Genomic DNA, 16,769 nt, shown 5'->3' with positions numbered 1-16,769 from the left:
AGACCGGATCCGAAGATTTCAGGGGAGGCCCAAATGACCAAGTTCGACAAAAGCAAACTGCCCAGCCGCCACGTGACCGAAGGGCCCGCCCGCGCGCCACACCGCTCGTATTACTACGCGATGGGCATGACCGAGGAGGAGATCCACCAGCCCCTCGTCGGCGTCGCCACCTGCTGGAACGAGGCCGCGCCCTGCAACATCGCGCTGAACCGCCAGGCCCAGGCCGTCAAGGGCGGCGTGAAAGAGGCCAAGGGCTCCCCCCGCGAATTCACCACGATCACCGTCACCGACGGCATCGCCATGGGCCACGAGGGGATGCGCTCGTCGCTCGCCTCCCGCGAGGCCATCGCGGATACCGTCGAGCTGACCATGCGCGGCCATTGCTACGACGCCATCGTCGGCCTTGCGGGCTGTGACAAGTCGCTGCCCGGCATGATGATGGCCATGGTCCGCCTCAACGTGCCGTCGGTCTTCATCTACGGCGGATCGATCCTGCCGGGCAAAGCCCCCCAGATCGACGAGATCCCCGAGGAATTCCGCACCCGCGACCTGACCGTGCAAGACATGTTCGAGGCCGTGGGCTGGAACCAGAACGGCACCATGTCCGACAAGGCGCTCGACGCGCTGGAACGCGTCGCCTGCCCCTCCGCCGGCGCCTGCGGCGGGCAGTTCACCGCCAACACCATGGCCTGCGTATCCGAGGCGATCGGCCTTGCCCTGATGAACTCTTCCGGCATGCCCGCGCCGTACGAGTCGCGCGACCAGTATGCCGAAGCCTCCGGTCGCGCCGTAATGGACTTGCTGGAGAAAAACATCCGCGCCCGCGACGTGGTCACCCGCAAGTCGATGGAAAACGCCGCGCGCGTCGTCGCCTGCACCGGCGGCTCCACCAATGCCGGTCTTCACCTGCCCGCCATCGCGCATGAGGCCGGGCTCGAGTTCTACCTCGACGACGTCTGCGAAATCTTCCGCGACACGCCCTATTTCGTCGACCTGAAACCGGGCGGCCAATACGTGGCCAAGGACCTTTACGATGCCGGCGGTATCCCCGTGGTGATGAAGGAGCTGCGCAAGGCGGGCCTCATCCACGAGGACTGCATGACCGCCACCGGGCGCAGCATCGGCGAGGAACTCGACCGCATCGAGCGCGAGGCCGACGGCAAAGTGATCTATTCCATCGATGCGCCCCTCACCAAGACCGGCGGCGTCGTCGGTCTCAAGGGCAACATCGCCCCGCAAGGCGCCATCGTGAAGGTCGCGGGCATCGCCCCCGAGCACCAGGTCTTCACCGGCCCGGCCCGCGTTTTCGAGTGCGAGGAAGACGCGTTTGCCGCCGTGCAAAAGCGCGAATACGAGGAAGGCGAGGTTATCGTCATCCGCAACGAAGGCCCCGCCGGCGGCCCCGGCATGCGCGAGATGCTGGCCACCACCGCCGCGCTTTCGGGCCAAGGCATGGGCAAGAAGGTCGCGCTCATCACCGATGGCCGCTTCTCCGGCGCAACGCGCGGTTTCTGCGTGGGGCACGTGGGCCCCGAAGCGGCCCACGGCGGCCCAATCGCGATGCTGAAAAATGGTGACATGATCACCATCGACGCCATCAAGGGCGAGCTTTCGGTCGATCTCGGCGATGACGAACTTGAGGCACGCAAGAAAGACTGGCCCGGCCCGCGCGAGACGATCTACGCCTCCGGCGCGCTCTGGAAATACGCGCAACTCGTGGGCGAGACCTACAAGGGCGCAGTAACGCACCCCGGCGCCGAGGCCGAGCGTCACGTCTACGCGGACCTCTGACCCTGTCCGTGCGCGCACTCCGACCGGTCTGGCTGGCGGCCCTGCTCTGGCCGCTGGCCGCCTGTGACGACGTGGGGCTCGGCACTGCCGACGAGCCCAACGTGGTCGAGGCGCTGGCACTCTATGACGGCGCGGTCGTGGTGCGCGGCCCCCGCGGCTATTGCGTCGACGCAGGCAACGTCCGCCGCCAGCCTTCCAGCCGTCTCGTCTTCCTCGGCAGTTGTGAATCGCTCAGCGGCGAGCCGGGCGTTACCGTGCCGCTGGCTCTGATCGCGGTCAACGTGGCGGGCAAGCAGCCGGGCCGCGCCCAGCCCACCGCCGCCACCATCGCCGCCAGCGCCGCCCCGAAAAAGCCGTTGGCCGCGGTAGATATCGACGGACTTGCGCTGGTGCACCTCGATGCGGGCGGCGAACTGGCCCTTCCCGGCGGTGACCCGCGCTACTGGCGCGGCGGCATGGTCATCAACGACCATTTCGTCAGCCTCGCGGTCTACGCCCCCGCCGGCAGCAGCCTTGCCGGCGCGTCGGGCCGCCGCTTCATCACCGATCTCGCCCGCACCCTGCGGAGCGCCAGCGCGCAGTAACCCAAGGCAATCAATGGATTGTTTCCAAACGCGGGTTAATGATATGACAATGTCTCAGGGGCAAACTGTGGCAGAACCAACCGGAATCGATCCACGCATATGGGGCTGAAACGTTCAGGACTGGATTGGCTGGCCCATCGGCGCGACCTGCGGCGGTGGCGGCAAACCGTGCGGGACGCCACGTCGATGACGCTGGGACAGCTTCGCGCCGAACGCTCCGAGGCGCGGAAACTGCGCTATCATCTCAACGAGTTGATCAGCCTTGCCGACAACCGCCTTGCGTTGCCGATGATCGGCTCCCACGCGTTTCCCAAGCCGCATGGCACCGACTGGTCCTGGCGCCCCGCGATCTGGCGCGAGCCCTTGGCAGTGCCCGGGCGCTCCTCGGTTCTCAGCAAGACGCAATTGGGACGCGAGCTGACACTGTTTCACGACTGCCAACAGTCCGAACTGTCCCTGCGCCAACTGCGCAACACCCGCGAGGCCGACCTCGCACCCTTCGGCCTGCGCATGGACGTCTTCAGCTTTGACGGCTCCTTCCTGTCGCTCGTTCTGGATCTGCCTGAGGCTGCGGTATCGGGGCTGCAATCGCGCCATCTCATCCGCATGGACACCATCGTCGAGATGGAAAAGCCCCTGGAGATCTTCGCCCGGCTGAACATCAAGCACGGCCCGAACACCGAACAGATCGTGCGTGAATTGCCGCTGCACGAAGAGGAAATCATGGTCGAATTCGACCTCGCCTATTCCAAGCTGAACGAAAAGCGCATCGAACGGGCCTGGGTCGACCTGATTTTCGAGAACCCGCAGATGAGCCAGGTCATCCTGCGCGACCTTACCTTCAGCCGCCGGCCACGCGCGGAATTCTAGGGGGATACGGATGCAAGAGCTGACATTGACCAAGACGCGCCTCTTCGAAGGGGTCTGGGAAGGAGTCATCACCGGCGCCGGCGATCGCCGCCCGGACGTGTCGGTCACGCACCTGCAAGAGACCATCGCCGGGGTCGAGGTCGTCGAGAAACCCGGGGAACAGGCCTGGGTCCTACGGGTGCCCATCCCAGCCGACCGTATTGCCGACGGGGTGCAGACCTTCCTGATCTCCGACACCGAAACCGGCGCCGCCCTGGGCAGCTTCTCAATCGTCTCGGGCGATGCGCTGGCATACGACATCCGCGCCGAGGTGACGCTCCTGCGCGAAGAGCTCGACATGCTCAAACGCGCCTTCCGCCGGCACTGTCTGGAAACGATGTAGGTCCGCTTTGCGGACCTAAAAGACGTTTGATCTAAGGCCCCAGCGCGGAATCAGGCCGCAGGCCCCGCGCCATTGACGGGCCGCCCCCACGGCCCGGCGATTGGGTGAAGTTCGGTGCATCGCTCAATTCTTTTTCGGATTTGGCCTGGATAAAACGCTGCCGAACAACCGTCGGATCGCCGCGCCGCGGCCCGTCAATGGCGCTCGAGGCTATAGATCACACTTGTCTCGCAATGGGCTCGTTTCGAACTTTCGCAGCCATCCCAGACCGCCGGCTAGCCGTCCTTGCCCAGCTTCACTACGTTCACCGGATCCTCCGGCGCCAGTTCCTCGAAGTCGAAATTGTCCAGCTTCGCCGCCCGCTTGCCCGCGCGCTCGGCGGCGGTGGAAATCCCTTCCACGTCCCGCCGCGCCTGGTCGAAATGCGTCTCCAGCTTGCTCGCGCGTTCCAGCACCAGTTCCACGTCGCGGTGCAGCTGCCCCAGCATCTTGCGGATGGCTCCGGCCTGTTCGCGCATCCGGGCATCCTTCAGGATTGCGCGCATCGTGTTCAGCGTGGCCATGCAGGTGGTGGGCGAAACGATCCAGACCTTCTGGGAGAACCCCTCGCGCACCAGTTCCGGGAAATTTGCGTGCAGCTCGGCATAGACAGCCTCGGAGGGCAGGAACATCAGCGCGCCATCCGCGGTCTCGCCATCAAGGATATACTTCTCCGAAATGTCCTTGATGTGCTTCTTCACCGAGGTCCGCAGGAACTTCGCGGCCTCGTTCAGCTCGTAATCGCTCTTGGCGTTGCGCAGCGCCTCGTAGGCTTCCAGCGGGAACTTGCTGTCGATCGCGATCGGCCCCGGTGGGTTCGGCAGGTGGATCAGGCAATCCGCCCGCCGCCCGTTCGACAGCGTCGCCTGCAACGAATAGCTGTCCGACGGCATCGCCTTGCTGACGATATCGGTCAACTGGATCTCGCCAAACGCCCCGCGCGTCTGCTTGTTCGAAAGGATATCCTGAAGCGACAGCACATCCCCCGACAGCTTGGTGATATTGTCCTGCGCCTTGTCGATGGCGCTCAGCCGTTCCTGTAGCGCGGTCAGGCTGTTGGTGGTCTGCTTGGACGAGCCATGCAGCGTCTCGCGCATCCGCTCCTGCATCTCGGTCAGCGCGCGCTGGCTGCGCATCGCATTGTCCGCCAGCCGGTCCTGCATCTGCTGTTGCACGCCCGCCAGCCGCTGTTCCACCATCTGCGCCAGTTGTGTCTGCCCGCTGGTCGCCGTGTCGCTCACCACCTGGATCGAACTGCGCAAGCCCTCCTGCCCATTGGCAAGGCTCTGCACGTTCTGCCCCAGATGCCCCAACTGCTGCGCCAAAGGTTCCGTCGCGCGCGCCGTCCGCGCCGCGGCCCGCAGCGCAAGGATGACCAACAGGAGGATCAGCAGCACCACGGCACCGGCCGCCATCGCGGCCATCACCAGCGGGTCGTCCAACGTGTAAGTTGTCTCGCCAATGGTAATCATGTCCGCCCGAACAGCCGCTCGATATCGCTCAGTTTCAGTTCCACGTAAGTAGGCCGTCCGTGGTTGCACTGCCCCGAATGCGGCGTTGCCTCCATCTCGCGCAACAGCGCGTTCATCTCTTCACCGCTCATGCGCCGCCCCGACCGGATTGAGCCATGACAGGCCACCCGGCTCAGGATCGCCTCGATCTTCGCCTGAACGTTCAGGCTCTCACCCATATCGGCCAACTCGTCCAGCACGTCGCGCAGCATCTTGTCCGCGTCGCACGGCCCCAGGATCGCCGGCGTCTCGCGCACCGCGATGCTGCCCGGCCCGAACGCCTCGATCACCAGCCCCAGCCGCGCCAGGTCCTCGGCCATGTCCAGCAGAATGCCCGCCTCGCCGCTGCTCAACTCCACGATCTCGGGGATCAATAGCGCCTGGCTGGCCACGCCGTTCTCGGCCATCTGCCGCTTCAACTTCTCGTAAACCAGCCGCTCATGCGCCGCGTGCTGATCGACGATCACCATCCCGGTCTCGGTCTGCGCCACGATGTAATTCTCGTGCACCTGCGCCCGCGCCGCCCCCAGCGGCAGCGATTGCGGCGCCACGGCGTCTTCGTGCGTCTCCACCACCTCGGGCTCGACCCGGCCGGAATACGCGCTCTGCATCTCGGCAAAGCCCGCCTCAGGTGCCTGCATCTGGTAACTCGCCGCCCGCGCCGATGCCCCGGGCCGATCCATCTGGTACACCCGTGCGCCGCCCGCCTGCGGCACCGGCTCGGGCCGCATCGCGCCCAGAGTCGCACCCGCCACCGTGGTCGACGCCCGATGTCCCGCCTCCGCCAGCGCGTGACGCAGCCCCGAGACCAGCAGCCCCCGCGCCACGCCCGGATCGCGGAACCGCACCTCGGACTTTGCCGGGTGCACGTTCACATCCACCAATTTCGGGGCGCATTCCAGAAACAGCGCCGCCGCCGGATGCCGGTCCCGGCTAAGGAAATCGTGATAGGCCGCCCGAAGCGCGCCATACAGCATCTTGTCGCGCACCGGCCGCCCGTTAACGAACAAGTACTGCGCCACCGAGGACCCCCGTGAATAGGTCGGCAACGCGGCATAACCCGTCATCGCGATCCCCTCGCGCTCGGCCTCGATCCGCAGGGAGTTCTCGGCGAACTCCCGCCCCAGCACCTGGCTCAGCCGCCCATGCAGCGCATCGAACAGGTCGCCACTCTCGGCATCGGCGCGAAAGACCGTGCGCGGCTCGCGCCCTTCGCTCACGTCCCGCAGGGTAAAGCTGACGAACGGCTCGGCCATCGCCAGCCGCTTGATCACGTCGCCCACCGCCTGCGCCTCGGCCCGGTCGGTGCGCATGAATTTCAGCCGCGCGGGCGTGGCATAAAAGAGGTCCCTCAGCTCCACCACCGTGCCCCGGTTCAGCGCCGCGGGCTTCACCGCGCCGATGCCACCGCCCGACACCGTGATCTCGACCCCGTCAAACCCCTGCGCCCGGCTGGTGATCGTCAGCCGTCCCACCGACCCCAGGCTGGGCAACGCCTCGCCCCGAAACCCGAAGGAATGAATGTTAAGCAGGTCCGAGCCGTCGATCTTCGACGTCGCGTGCCGGCTCAGTGCCAGCGGCAGCTCGTCGCCGGTCATTCCGCAGCCGTCGTCCCGCACCCGGATCAGGGTCTTGCCGCCATCGGCGATATCCACATCGATCCGCCGTGCGCCGGCATCCAGCGCGTTCTCCACCAGTTCCTTGACCGCCGAGGCCGGGCGTTCCACCACCTCACCGGCGGCGATCCGGTTGATCGCCGTCTCCTCCAGCTGGCGGATGACAGGCCGTTCCTGGCCTATATTGGGGCTGATTTCATTCATACCCCAATACCTAGCATGGCCGCGTCCGATTCTGCTAGGTCCGACTGCGCCATTAAATGCGTCCGGCACCGCTTCTCTCGCGATCCCGATCGCCACGGAACCCAAGGCACTGGACCGCTTCGGGAACTCGCAGCGCAACGCCCTAGTTTTCCACCAAACGCCAAGCGCAGGAAAGGCCATCCCATGAAATCCGAAACCATCGGTGCCGCCACTTTCGAGACCTGGACCATCGACGAGGTCGCAGACGCCTTCGCCGCGGATGAGATCGTCCTGATCGACGTCCGCACCATCCCCGAATACGCGTTTCAGCATATCGAGGGCGCCATGCTCTTTCCGATGCCCTTCTTCGACGCGCACAAACTCCCCGGCCAGACCGACAAGCGCATCGTCCTGCATTGCGGGTCCGGCGTCCGGTCCGAAAAGATGGCCCGTGCCGCAATCGAGGCTGGCGTAGACCGCATCGCCCATATGGAAGGCGGCTTCGGCGCCTGGAAAGAGGCCGACAAACCCTACATCGGCACCTCCATGAGCACCGGCGGCCCCGAGCGCGTCAACGCCTGATCCGGGCGGGTCTCTGCCGCGCAGGCGGGCTTTGCGCTTGATGCGGCGCCGCGCCTCGCCTATTCCCGCGCCAAATCCATCGCGAGAGGCACGCGTCCCATGACCCTTTCCACGATCCGGACCATCGACAGGATCCTTCTCGGCATTGTCGTCGCCGTACTGGTCCTCACGGTCGGCATATACTTCTACAGCACGGATTTCTTCTCGCTGACCTACGCCCGCGAGGACGGGTACGTCGAATACGGCACCGCGATCTTCCTTTTCGTGGCCAGCCTCGTCCTGTTGATGAACGCACGGTCGCTCAAGGCCCGCGGGGCCGGTCTCGCCCTCGCCTGCACCGTGTTCTACGCCCTGCTCTTCTTCTTCGCCGCGGGCGAAGAGGTGTCCTGGGGCCAGCGCATCTTCGGCTGGGAAACCGGCGAAACCTTCCAGCAGATCAACAAGCAGCAGGAAACCAACCTGCACAACCTGATCGTGCCTACGCCGTGGGGCGATTTCCATCTGGCCAAGACCCTCTTCGGCCCGATCCTGACGCTAATCCTGTTGCTCTACCTCGCGGTGCTGCCCTTGCTCTACCCGCGCGTGGGCTGGCTCAAGCGCACGCTCGACCGTATCGCCGCGCCAGTCCCCGGCACCCGCCACGCGGTGCTGGCCGTCTCCGCCAGTCTGGTGATCGCCGCTATCGACGTCTCGCGCAAATGGGAGGTCTACGAACTGGTCTTCAGCCTGCTGGCCACGTCCATCTTCCTGCTGCCCCAGAACCGCGACCACACGACCTGAGACCCCGGCTCAGATGATCTCGTCCTCATCGTAAAGCGGGGCCGCCTCCATGTGCGCGGCCACCCCCTCGGCAGCATGTTCCGCCCGCGGCGTCTCGGCGATGTGAAACAGCGCCTCGCCCTCGTAGACCGCCGGCATGTTCGATCGCCCGATCACGATCCCCGCCTCTTCGCACACCACCTCGCAATCGGTCTGGCCCATCGGGTCGCTGACCGCACCCAGCACCGTGCCCGGCGCCACCGCGTCGCCGACCGCCTTGTAGCCGCGAAAGACACCGCCCACCGGGGCCCGGTACCAACTCGAAGAATTCGCCACCACCGGCACGCTGCGCCGCTTCGGCACGCCCTTGGCCCCGATCATGCCCAACCGCCGCATCACCCGCAGACAGCCGCTCACCCCGGCCCGCACCGCCAGCTCGTCGAACCGCAGCGCCTCGCCGCCTTCATATAAAAGGACATCCACGCCCTCCTCCTCGGCGGCCAGCCGCAAGCTGCCCTCGCGCAGCTTCGAGGCCATCATCACCGGCGCGCCGAACGCCTCGCCCAGTGCTCTCAGTTGTTCGTTGTCCGGGGTCAGCCGGATCTGCGGCAGGTTCGTACGATGAATCGCCGCCGAATGCAGGTCGACCCCCACATCCGACCGCCGCACCACTTCTTCCATGAAGATATGCGCCAGCCGTGACGCCATGCTGCCTTCCGCGCCTCCGGGGAAACACCGGTTCAGGTCGCGCCGGTCCGGCAGATAGCGGGAATGATTGTGAAACCCGAACCCGTTGACGATCGGCACCGCCAGCAGCGTACCCGCCATGCCCTTCAGGGGCGCAGCCCGCAACAGCCGCCGCACGATCTCGACCCCGATCACCTCGTCGCCATGAATCGCGGCCGACACGAACAGCACCGGCCCGGGCCGCCGCCCGTGGATCACGTGCACCGCAAGGTTCACCGGCGTGTGGTCCGACAGCGTGCTCACCGGCACATCCACCGTCTCACGCGAGCCGGCCTTCACCACCTGCCCCCCAATCTCGAATGCGTCCCGTTTCGCCATGCCCGGCTATGTCGCGCAAAAAAGGGCCCTGTCCACATCCGAACAGGGCCCTCTTCCTCTGGCTATAAATATCCCGGGGAGTTTGAGGGGCAACGCCCCACATCCCACAGATAGAGCGCGGCGCAGCCGCCCCGCTGGATCAACCCGGCAGCTTCGCCATCCGCAGATAGGGCAGCACCGTGTTGAACTCGCCGAACTTCGCCTTGGCGTCCTCGTCGCTGACCGAGGTGGGGATCACCACGTCCTGCCCCACGGTCCAGTCGGCGGGCGTCGCCACGCCCTGCCCGGCGCTGGTCTGCAACGCATCCAGCGCGCGCAGCACCTCGCCAAAGTTGCGGCCCACCGTCATCGGATAGGTCATGGTCAGCTTCAGCTGCTTGTCCGGCCCGATGATGAAGACCGACCGCACCGTGGCGCTGTCGGCGGGCGTGCGACCGTCAGGCAGATAGGCCTCAGCGGGCAGCATGTCGAAGGCCTTGGACACTTCCAGGCCGTCATCCGCGATGATCGGAAAGCCCGGCTTCGCGCCGCCGGCGGTCTCGATGTCGCCCTTCCATTTCTTGTGATCCTCCACGCCGTCGACGCTCACGCCGATCACCTTGGTGCCGCGTTTCTCCCACTCGTCGGCCAGCCGTGCGACGGCGCCGAACTCGGTGGTGCAGACGGGCGTGAAGTCCTTGGGATGCGAGAACAGGATCGCCCAGCTGTCGCCGATCCAGTCATGCAGGCTGAATTCGCCCTGGTCGGTGGTCACGGTCAGGTCGGGAATGGTATCGTTGATCCGCAGTGCCATGGGGCATCTCCTTCTTTTGCAAATCGGGTTCTTTCGCTCAACATAAGAAGGCTGCGCGAAATTAACAGCCGCCCACTTGCGGCAATCCGCCCCCTATGGTCATGTGCGCGCGAAATGCCCACATATGCGGCTCAGACGAAAGGAATGCGACATGATCGAGAAGAAACAATTCTACATCGATGGCGCCTGGGTCGACCCGGTCGCGGGCACCGATCATCACGTCATCGACCCCTCGACCGAAGACCCCTGCGCCGTGATCTCGCTGGCCGGCGAGGCTGACTGCGATGCCGCCGTCGCCGCCGCCAAATCCGCTTTTCCCGGCTGGATGACCACCCCGGTGTCCGAGCGTATGGCCCTGGTCGAGAAACTGCGCGAAATCTACAAAGCCCGCGCCGAGGACATGGCCCGGGCCATCAGCCTGGAAATGGGCGCCCCCATCGACCTTGCCCGCGCACAGCAGGTCGGCGCCGGGTCGTCGCACATGAAGGCTATCCTCAAGGCCGCGTCGGAATTCGCCTGGATCGAACCCCTGGGCGATCACGCCCCCAATGACCGCATCATTCACGAGGCCGTGGGCGTCGTGACCATGATCACGCCCTGGAACTGGCCGATGAACCAGATTTCGCTCAAGGTCATCGCCGGGTTGCTGGCGGGCTGCACCATGATCCTCAAACCGTCCGAGGAATCGCCTCTCTCGGCCCTGCTCTTCGCCGAGATGATCGACGAGGCGGGCTTTCCCAAGGGCGTCTTCAACCTCGTCAACGGCGACGGCGCGGGCGCAGGCACGGCGCTCACCGGGCATCCGGATGTCGACATGGTCTCCTTCACCGGTTCCTCGCGTGCCGGCAAACTGATCTCCAAGAACGCCGCGGACACGCTCAAGCGCGTTTCGCTGGAGCTGGGCGGCAAGGGCGCCAACCTCATCTTCGCCGACGCCGACGAAAAGGCCGTCAAGCGCGGCGTCCTGCATTGCATGAACAACACCGGCCAGTCCTGCAACGCGCCCACGCGGATGCTGGTCCAGCGCGACATCTACGACCAGGCCGTCGAGACCGCTGCCGAGACGGCAAACAAGGTCGCCGTCGGCCCCGCGTCCGAGGAAGGCCGCCACATGGGACCGGTTGTGAACGAGACCCAGTTCAACAAGATCCAGGACCTGATCCAGAAAGGCATCGACGAAGGTGCCCGCCTCGTCACCGGCGGCACCGGCCGCCCCGACGGGCTCAACCGCGGTTTCTTCGTCAAGCCGACGATCTTTGCCGACGTGACCAACGACATGACCATCGCGCGCGAGGAAATCTTCGGCCCGGTCCTGTCGATCATCCCCTTCGGCACTGAGGAAGAGGGCATCGAAATCGCCAACGACACACCCTACGGCCTGACCAACTATGTCCAGACGCAGGACCCGGCCCGCGCCAACCGCTGTGCCCGCGCCCTGCGCTCGGGCATGGTGGAAATGAACGGCCAAAGCCGCGGCCTCGGCGCGCCCTTCGGCGGCATGAAACAGTCCGGCAACGGGCGCGAAGGCGGCAAATGGGGGCTCGAGGACTTTCTCGAGGTCAAGGCCGTCTCCGGCTGGACCGAAGGCGCCTGACACGGATGGAAGTCCACGCCTTCGTGTTGCATCTCATCCGGGCTTCGGCCCGGCGAGAGAACGCGCAGGCGCTGCTGGCCGACGCCCGCGAAATCGGCGGCATTAAAGGCGAGATATGGCCCGCCGTCGACGGCGGCGCGATGTCCTCCACCGACTTGTCGGCCAGTGTCGGCGCCGCGCTGTTCGATCCGGCATACCGGCCTGCGCCCGGCGATGATCTACCCATCGGGCCTTGTTGATATCGGGGAAGAGCTTGACGGGCCTGACACCCGACCCGACGACCAAGCCTGGACCGAGAAGATCACGCGCGAATATCACCGCGCGAGGTACGCAGCGAGCGTGTCACGACTCTCACGCCTCAGCACGGCCCCCACTAGCGGCGGTTTCGCAAGGGACGCACAGCACGACTGATCCAACCGGATCGACCGCCAACGCCCCACAACCGCGCGTATCATTCACCGTTCAGGGGGCGGCGCAGATACCTTTTCCCCTCCGTCAAAACCCACTACACAGCTCGAATGAACAGCACCCCCGATATCACGCAGGCCGCCTTCGTGCCCGAGACCGTGCACAAGCGCGATATCTTTTCCGAGACCATCTCCGGCCACCTCGAAGGCCACCCCGACATCGCCGTCGTCCTGCGCAAGCTCGACACGGTGCCGCTCTACGCCCGCCCCCTATCGCGTTGGCTCGCCGGCCGCGAAACCCGCGGGTTGCGTGCAGTGCAGGGAATCGAAGGCTGCCCTACCCTGATCCGCGCTGACCGCGTGGGCCTTTTGCGCAGCTGGACGCAAGGCACGCCCCTGCAACTGGCCAAACCCACCGATCCGGAATGGTACCGCGACGCCAAGCGCCTGCTGCGAGAGATGCGGCGCGCCGGCGTGACCCATAACGACATCGCCAAGCCGCAGAACTGGCTGATGACGCCCGAGGGCCGCGCCGCCGTAATCGACTTCCAGCTTGCCTCGGTCCACCCGCGCCGCGGCAAACTCTTCCGCCTCAAGGCCCGTGAGGACCTGCGCCACCTGCTGAAACAGAAACGCGCCTACGCGCCAGACCTGCTCACGCCTTCAGAGCATCGGATGCTGACGCAGAAATCCCTGCCCTCTCGTTTGTGGATGGCCACCGGCAAGCGGCTCTACAATTTCATCACGCGCCGCCTGATGAACTGGTCCGACGGCGAAGGGACCGAGGACCGGCTGGACCGCGACGGTCCCGCCCTGCGCAAGGCTCTCCTTGCCGATCCGCAGATCACCGACATCGCCCTTTGCACCTTCGCCCTGCCCGCCAATGGCGTCGGCCTCTACGCCTTCGTCGAAACGCCGCTTTCGGCGGCCGAGGTCACGAAACTGGCCCCCGCACCAAAGCCCGAGCACATCCAGACCGTGCCGGCCCTGCCCCGCCACGCCGACGGCACCCCCCGTCTCGATGCCCTCACGCTGGTGGCCACCAACCGGCTCGACGAACTGGAACAGCTTCAGACGGGCGACCCGGATCTCGCCACCACGCTCCACCCCATCGTCGCGCAGCGCCTCAACCTGACCGACCGCGTCCTGCGCGCCTGACAATGTGCCGCCCGCCCGATGAGCCGTTATTCTGGCTGACACGTGTGGCGACGTTCCTGTTCGCGATGTGGCTGGCCCGGCGTTGACCGCGTTGCCCTTAGCCCGGTTTCACTGTTCCAAAAATACTCAGGACCAACGGCCCGGTCCGGGCGCACCGCCCGCCTCAGAACGCTGCTTTCTGGCGAAACACCATCCCAGCCCCTCCATCCGGGTGCCGTAGCCGCAGTTCCTCGGAATGCAGCATCAGCCGCTCATGGTCCAGCGCCGCACCCTCGGCATAAAACGGATCCCCCAGGATCGGATTCCCCAAGCTCAGCATATGCACGCGCAGCTGGTGGCTTCGCCCGGTCTTCGGCATCAGCCGCATCCGGGTCTCGCCCTCGCCATATCGCTGCACCCGCCAGTCCGTCACCGCCGCCTTGCCGGTCTCATGGCACACTTTCTGCCGGGGCCGGTTCGGCCAATCCACGATCAACGGCAGGTCAACCGTCCCGGTCCGCTCCTCGACCCGGCCCCAGACCCGCGCGGTGTAGATCTTCTTCACCTGACGTTTTTCGAATTGCAGGCCAAGATGCCGCTGCGCATGGGGCGTCAGGGCAAACACCATCACGCCCGACGTGTCCCGGTCCAGCCGATGCACCAGCAGCGCCATCGGAAACACATCCTGCACCCGGGCCAACAGGCAATCGGCCAGGTGTTCGCCCTTGCCGGGTACGCTCAAAAGGCCGGGCGGCTTCGCCACGACAAGGATCTCGTGATCCTCGTGCAGCACGTCCAGCGGCGTCATCGGCGGGTTGTAATCGGACATGGCCCGCCGCATACACCAGCTCCGCCAGCCATGCCAGCCCAGCCCGCTCTTCGAACCTTCCGACCGCTTTCGCGGTTCTCGAAATACTTCCGCCGGAAGAGATTGCCGAAGCTTGCATCGGTCACGTCAGAACGGGCGATGAAGCTGTCGATGCCTACGAATGTTCAACTTACTTGCCCAAGCGCACACCCTTGATGAAAGAGTGGGCAAACATTCTTACCGGCAATTCCTGAACAAAACGTAAACGTGGCTTAAATCATTCGCTGTTAAGGTGATTGCATCCAACGAAATAGAGGACATGCATGACCGATAAAATATTAAGGCAGAAAGATATTCAGGAACTGACCGGGCTCAGCCGCTCGACGATTTACAGACATTTCAACGCTGGCACATTTCCAGCACCCGTTAAGTTGACCGAGCGCCTTATCGGATGGCGCCACAGCGCGATTTCTGAGTGGGTCGCGGATCGCCAGGCGTTTGCCTTCGTATGTCCCACGAACGTCCGGCATTAAGTGCCGGGCGGCTCTTTACGGCCCATTGCGGCGGTTGGTCAGCCAGTCTGGTGCCGCGGCGCAGCTTCACCGAAGCAGCCATTCGCTGCACGTGCATCATCCCGCTTCAGGTTGACGCTCATATTGCGGCCGAACCCCGCAGTGCGATGCCTTGCTTGCCGTTGCGCGAGACGTCGGGATCCCAGGAACAACTCGTGCGTTGCTCCGGTGATGGCAATCACGAGGAACGGAATGACAAACGACATCGGAAGCCTGACCGCCACGCAACTCGCCCAGGCCTTTCGGGAAGATCGCGCCACTCCGAGCGACGCCGTTCGGGCCGCTCTGGATCTGATCACGCGCTACAACCCGGCGGTGAACGCCTATGTCCACGTCGATTATGCCGGCGCCGAGGAGGCCGCCCATGCCTCGGACCAACGCTGGGCGGACGGCGCTCCGCTGAGCGCAATCGACGGGCTGCCGGTCTCGATGAAGGACCTCACCGAGGTCGCCGGCATGCCCGCCCGGGACGGCTCGCTCCTGACAGGTGACGGGCCCTGCGACACCGACGCCCCGCCCGCACGCATGCTGCGCGAGGCCGGAGCGGTGATCCTCGGCAAGACCAACACGCCGGAATTCGGCTGGAAAGGCGTGACCGACAACCGGGTCTTCGGCGCGACCCGAAACCCGTGGGACACCAAACTGACGCCCGGAGGATCGTCCGGCGGAGCCGCCGCCGCGGCAGCGCTCAACATGGGTGTCCTGCACCAAGGCGGGGACAGCGGCGGGTCGATCCGCATCCCGGCCTCCTTCACCGGCACGTTCGGGTTCAAGCCGACCTTCGGTTGGGCGGCGCAATGGCCGCCGTCCCGGGCACCGACCCTGTCCCAGATCGGCCCCATCACGCGGACTGTCGAGGACGCGGTCTTGATGCTGAACGTGATCGGCCGATACGATCAGGCTGACCCCTATGCGCACCGCGGCCAGCCGACCGACTGGGGCGAAGACTTGGGCCGGGGCCTCGACGGGCTGCGGATCGCCTGGTCGCTCGACCTCGGCTATGCGTCGGTCGATCCCGCGGTGGCGGCGCGCGTTCGCGAGGCCGCCGAGCGCATGGCCGCGCTCGGTGCGGACATGGTCGAGATCGATCCCGGATTCGAAAGCCCGATCGAGATCTTTCAAATGATCTGGTTCACCGCCTCGCTCGATCTCTACCGCCAATGCGACGAGGAAGAGCGTGACATGCTCGATCCTGGCCTCGTGGACAACGCCCTTCGGGCGGAGGCTTGGGACGCGGTCGACTATTTTCGCGCGCAGACCAGAGGTGCCGAGTTCACCCGCCATCTCGAGCGGTTCAACCAGGACTATCACCTGTTGATGACGCCGACCGTGGCGATCCCGCCCTTCGAGGCCGGCCACGATGTTCCTCCCGGCAGCGCCATGACCGACTGGACCGAGTGGTCGCCTTTCACATATCCGTTCAACCTCAGCCAGCAGCCGGCGGTCTCGGTGCCCTGCGGGTTCACGCAAGCGGGCCTCCCAGTGGGTTTCCAGCTGGCGGGCGGCAAGCACGACGACACCCGCGTGCTGCGCGCAGCGCATGCCTACATGGACGCCCACCCGCCGATCCTTCCGGATGCCGCTGACAGCCGCGGCGGGCCGAAAACAGCGAGCTGAAGCCGGCGCTGATCAGGTCAGGGTGACGGATAAGAGACCTCACATTCTGGTTGCTCGGCAAATAGGTGAATGACGGCCCAAATGTATGTACCGGCTGCTGTTCGCAAATGATTTCTGGCATGTTCTCGGAAGTCGCTCATATGTATCCGGCCTGTTGGTCGACACGCGGGTCGTGGCCTTGTTGGGGTTACGCACGCGCCGTGATCTCATTAGCGGACAGGTCGTAGATGACCATTTGGGCCGTCAGATTCTGGGGACGTAGTATTTCCGTTCCATGCTTTTGATCTATCGCGAACTCCTCTGGGTCGTCCCGGCTTAGACGCCGATAGCGACCTCGTCTCGTGGCGCATCTAACGCCGTTTTGTGTCTCAGAATGCTCCATGCCATACGCGCCAACTTGTTGGCGAGCGCGACGGCGGCCTTATTACGATGCATGCGTTCTGATGCGCGCGCCAACCA

At 65.2% G+C, this 16,769-nt stretch carries 16 protein-coding genes and 1 pseudogene; 11 read left to right on the top strand and 6 right to left on the bottom strand.

The window, feature by feature from the left end:
- Positions 1 to 33: 33 nt before the first annotated feature.
- The 4 genes from ilvD (at position 34) to C2I35_RS19205 (ending at position 3,627) form a co-directional block, all read left to right on the top strand.
- Entirely contained in the window at positions 34 to 1,791 is a 1,758-nt protein-coding gene (gene ilvD / locus C2I35_RS19220; RefSeq protein WP_103764657.1) for a dihydroxy-acid dehydratase, read from the top strand.
- Between the two features lie 8 nt (positions 1,792 to 1,799).
- Entirely contained in the window at positions 1,800 to 2,375 is a 576-nt protein-coding gene (locus C2I35_RS19215) for a hypothetical protein (protein ID WP_103764656.1), read from the top strand.
- A gap of 99 nt (positions 2,376 to 2,474) precedes the next feature.
- A complete protein-coding gene (locus tag C2I35_RS19210; RefSeq protein WP_103764655.1) occupies positions 2,475 to 3,245 on the top strand; it encodes a DUF6478 family protein in 771 nt (256 codons plus the stop codon).
- 10 nt (positions 3,246 to 3,255) lie between these two features.
- Positions 3,256 to 3,627 (top strand): hypothetical protein, encoded by a 372-nt coding sequence (locus C2I35_RS19205; protein ID WP_103764654.1) that lies wholly within the window; start codon positions 3,256 to 3,258, stop codon positions 3,625 to 3,627.
- Positions 3,628 to 3,902: 275 nt separating this feature from the next.
- On the opposite strand, the gene C2I35_RS19200 is transcribed toward C2I35_RS19205, so the two are convergent.
- Positions 3,903 to 5,138 (bottom strand): DNA recombination protein RmuC, encoded by a 1,236-nt coding sequence (locus C2I35_RS19200; protein WP_103764653.1) that lies wholly within the window; start codon positions 5,136 to 5,138, stop codon positions 3,903 to 3,905.
- Entirely contained in the window at positions 5,135 to 6,997 is a 1,863-nt protein-coding gene (gene mutL / locus C2I35_RS19195) for a DNA mismatch repair endonuclease MutL (protein ID WP_103764652.1), read from the bottom strand. The genes C2I35_RS19200 and mutL overlap by 4 nt, the downstream gene beginning before the upstream one ends.
- Positions 6,998 to 7,180: 183 nt before the next feature.
- Between mutL and C2I35_RS19190 the strand changes: the two genes are divergently transcribed.
- Together C2I35_RS19190 and C2I35_RS19185 are read left to right on the top strand one after the other, a co-directional pair.
- Positions 7,181 to 7,558, top strand: a complete 378-nt coding sequence (locus C2I35_RS19190; RefSeq protein WP_103764651.1) for a rhodanese-like domain-containing protein — start codon at positions 7,181 to 7,183, stop codon at positions 7,556 to 7,558.
- 99 nt (positions 7,559 to 7,657) lie between these two features.
- Positions 7,658 to 8,338, top strand: coding sequence for a hypothetical protein (locus C2I35_RS19185; RefSeq protein WP_103764650.1), 681 nt, complete (start codon positions 7,658 to 7,660; stop codon positions 8,336 to 8,338).
- 9 nt (positions 8,339 to 8,347) lie between these two features.
- On the opposite strand, the gene C2I35_RS19180 is transcribed toward C2I35_RS19185, so the two are convergent.
- Together C2I35_RS19180 and C2I35_RS19175 are read right to left on the bottom strand one after the other, a co-directional pair.
- Positions 8,348 to 9,382, bottom strand: coding sequence for a succinylglutamate desuccinylase/aspartoacylase family protein (locus C2I35_RS19180; protein WP_103764649.1), 1,035 nt, complete (start codon positions 9,380 to 9,382; stop codon positions 8,348 to 8,350).
- Between the two features lie 139 nt (positions 9,383 to 9,521).
- Entirely contained in the window at positions 9,522 to 10,175 is a 654-nt protein-coding gene (locus tag C2I35_RS19175) for a peroxiredoxin (protein WP_103764648.1), read from the bottom strand.
- 151 nt (positions 10,176 to 10,326) lie between these two features.
- Here C2I35_RS19175 and C2I35_RS19170 point away from each other — a divergent pair, with 151 nt between their 5' ends.
- From C2I35_RS19170 to C2I35_RS19160, 3 genes are all read left to right on the top strand, one after another.
- Complete coding sequence (locus tag C2I35_RS19170; protein ID WP_103764647.1) at positions 10,327 to 11,769, top strand: aldehyde dehydrogenase family protein; 1,443 nt, start codon at positions 10,327 to 10,329, stop codon at positions 11,767 to 11,769.
- A 5-nt stretch (positions 11,770 to 11,774) separates the two neighbouring features.
- Positions 11,775 to 12,008, top strand: a complete 234-nt coding sequence (locus C2I35_RS19165; RefSeq protein WP_103764646.1) for a hypothetical protein — start codon at positions 11,775 to 11,777, stop codon at positions 12,006 to 12,008.
- A 279-nt stretch (positions 12,009 to 12,287) separates the two neighbouring features.
- On the top strand, positions 12,288 to 13,334 hold the full coding sequence (locus tag C2I35_RS19160) for a phosphotransferase (RefSeq protein ID WP_103764645.1): 1,047 nt from the start codon (positions 12,288 to 12,290) through the stop codon (positions 13,332 to 13,334).
- A 163-nt stretch (positions 13,335 to 13,497) separates the two neighbouring features.
- Here the strand turns inward: C2I35_RS19160 and C2I35_RS19155 are convergent, their stop codons facing one another.
- Positions 13,498 to 14,142: a pseudouridine synthase gene (locus C2I35_RS19155; protein ID WP_103764793.1), complete on the bottom strand. Its 645-nt coding sequence runs from the start codon at positions 14,140 to 14,142 to the stop codon at positions 13,498 to 13,500.
- Between the two features lie 302 nt (positions 14,143 to 14,444).
- Here C2I35_RS19155 and C2I35_RS19150 point away from each other — a divergent pair, with 302 nt between their 5' ends.
- The gene (locus tag C2I35_RS19150) at positions 14,445 to 14,654 is read left to right on the top strand and encodes a helix-turn-helix transcriptional regulator (RefSeq protein ID WP_103764644.1); all 210 of its coding nucleotides are present in this window, start codon (positions 14,445 to 14,447) and stop codon (positions 14,652 to 14,654) included.
- 231 nt (positions 14,655 to 14,885) lie between these two features.
- Positions 14,886 to 16,310, top strand: a complete 1,425-nt coding sequence (locus tag C2I35_RS19145) for an amidase (protein WP_103764643.1) — start codon at positions 14,886 to 14,888, stop codon at positions 16,308 to 16,310.
- 315 nt (positions 16,311 to 16,625) lie between these two features.
- Here the strand turns inward: C2I35_RS19145 and C2I35_RS19140 are convergent.
- Positions 16,626 to 16,769, bottom strand: a pseudogene (locus C2I35_RS19140) (IS110 family transposase); the annotation flags it as partial.

The organism is Roseovarius confluentis, from assembly GCF_002917925.1.
Classification (GTDB): Bacteria; Pseudomonadota; Alphaproteobacteria; order Rhodobacterales; family Rhodobacteraceae; genus Roseovarius; species Roseovarius confluentis.
The sequence above is the reverse complement of the archived record's forward strand: the minus strand, read 5'-3'. Positions and strand labels throughout refer to the sequence as shown.

What these genes read in the sequence shown, in the direction of transcription:
- C2I35_RS19150 (WP_103764644.1), top strand. Translation starts at nt 14,445, where the DNA reads ATGACCGATAAAATATTAAGGCAGAAAGATATTCAGGAACTGACCGGG.
- C2I35_RS19210 (WP_103764655.1), top strand. Translation starts at nt 2,475, where the DNA reads ATGGGGCTGAAACGTTCAGGACTGGATTGGCTGGCCCATCGGCGCGAC.
- ilvD (WP_103764657.1), top strand. Translation starts at nt 34, where the DNA reads ATGACCAAGTTCGACAAAAGCAAACTGCCCAGCCGCCACGTGACCGAA.
- C2I35_RS19200 (WP_103764653.1), bottom strand. Translation starts at nt 5,138, where the DNA reads ATGATTACCATTGGCGAGACAACTTACACGTTGGACGACCCGCTGGTG.
- C2I35_RS19190 (WP_103764651.1), top strand. Translation starts at nt 7,181, where the DNA reads ATGAAATCCGAAACCATCGGTGCCGCCACTTTCGAGACCTGGACCATC.
- C2I35_RS19185 (WP_103764650.1), top strand. Translation starts at nt 7,658, where the DNA reads ATGACCCTTTCCACGATCCGGACCATCGACAGGATCCTTCTCGGCATT.
- C2I35_RS19165 (WP_103764646.1), top strand. Translation starts at nt 11,775, where the DNA reads ATGGAAGTCCACGCCTTCGTGTTGCATCTCATCCGGGCTTCGGCCCGG.
- C2I35_RS19175 (WP_103764648.1), bottom strand. Translation starts at nt 10,175, where the DNA reads ATGGCACTGCGGATCAACGATACCATTCCCGACCTGACCGTGACCACC.
- C2I35_RS19160 (WP_103764645.1), top strand. Translation starts at nt 12,288, where the DNA reads ATGAACAGCACCCCCGATATCACGCAGGCCGCCTTCGTGCCCGAGACC.
- C2I35_RS19170 (WP_103764647.1), top strand. Translation starts at nt 10,327, where the DNA reads ATGATCGAGAAGAAACAATTCTACATCGATGGCGCCTGGGTCGACCCG.
- mutL (WP_103764652.1), bottom strand. Translation starts at nt 6,997, where the DNA reads ATGAATGAAATCAGCCCCAATATAGGCCAGGAACGGCCTGTCATCCGC.
- C2I35_RS19155 (WP_103764793.1), bottom strand. Translation starts at nt 14,142, where the DNA reads ATGTCCGATTACAACCCGCCGATGACGCCGCTGGACGTGCTGCACGAG.
- C2I35_RS19205 (WP_103764654.1), top strand. Translation starts at nt 3,256, where the DNA reads ATGCAAGAGCTGACATTGACCAAGACGCGCCTCTTCGAAGGGGTCTGG.
- C2I35_RS19180 (WP_103764649.1), bottom strand. Translation starts at nt 9,382, where the DNA reads ATGGCGAAACGGGACGCATTCGAGATTGGGGGGCAGGTGGTGAAGGCC.
- C2I35_RS19145 (WP_103764643.1), top strand. Translation starts at nt 14,886, where the DNA reads ATGACAAACGACATCGGAAGCCTGACCGCCACGCAACTCGCCCAGGCC.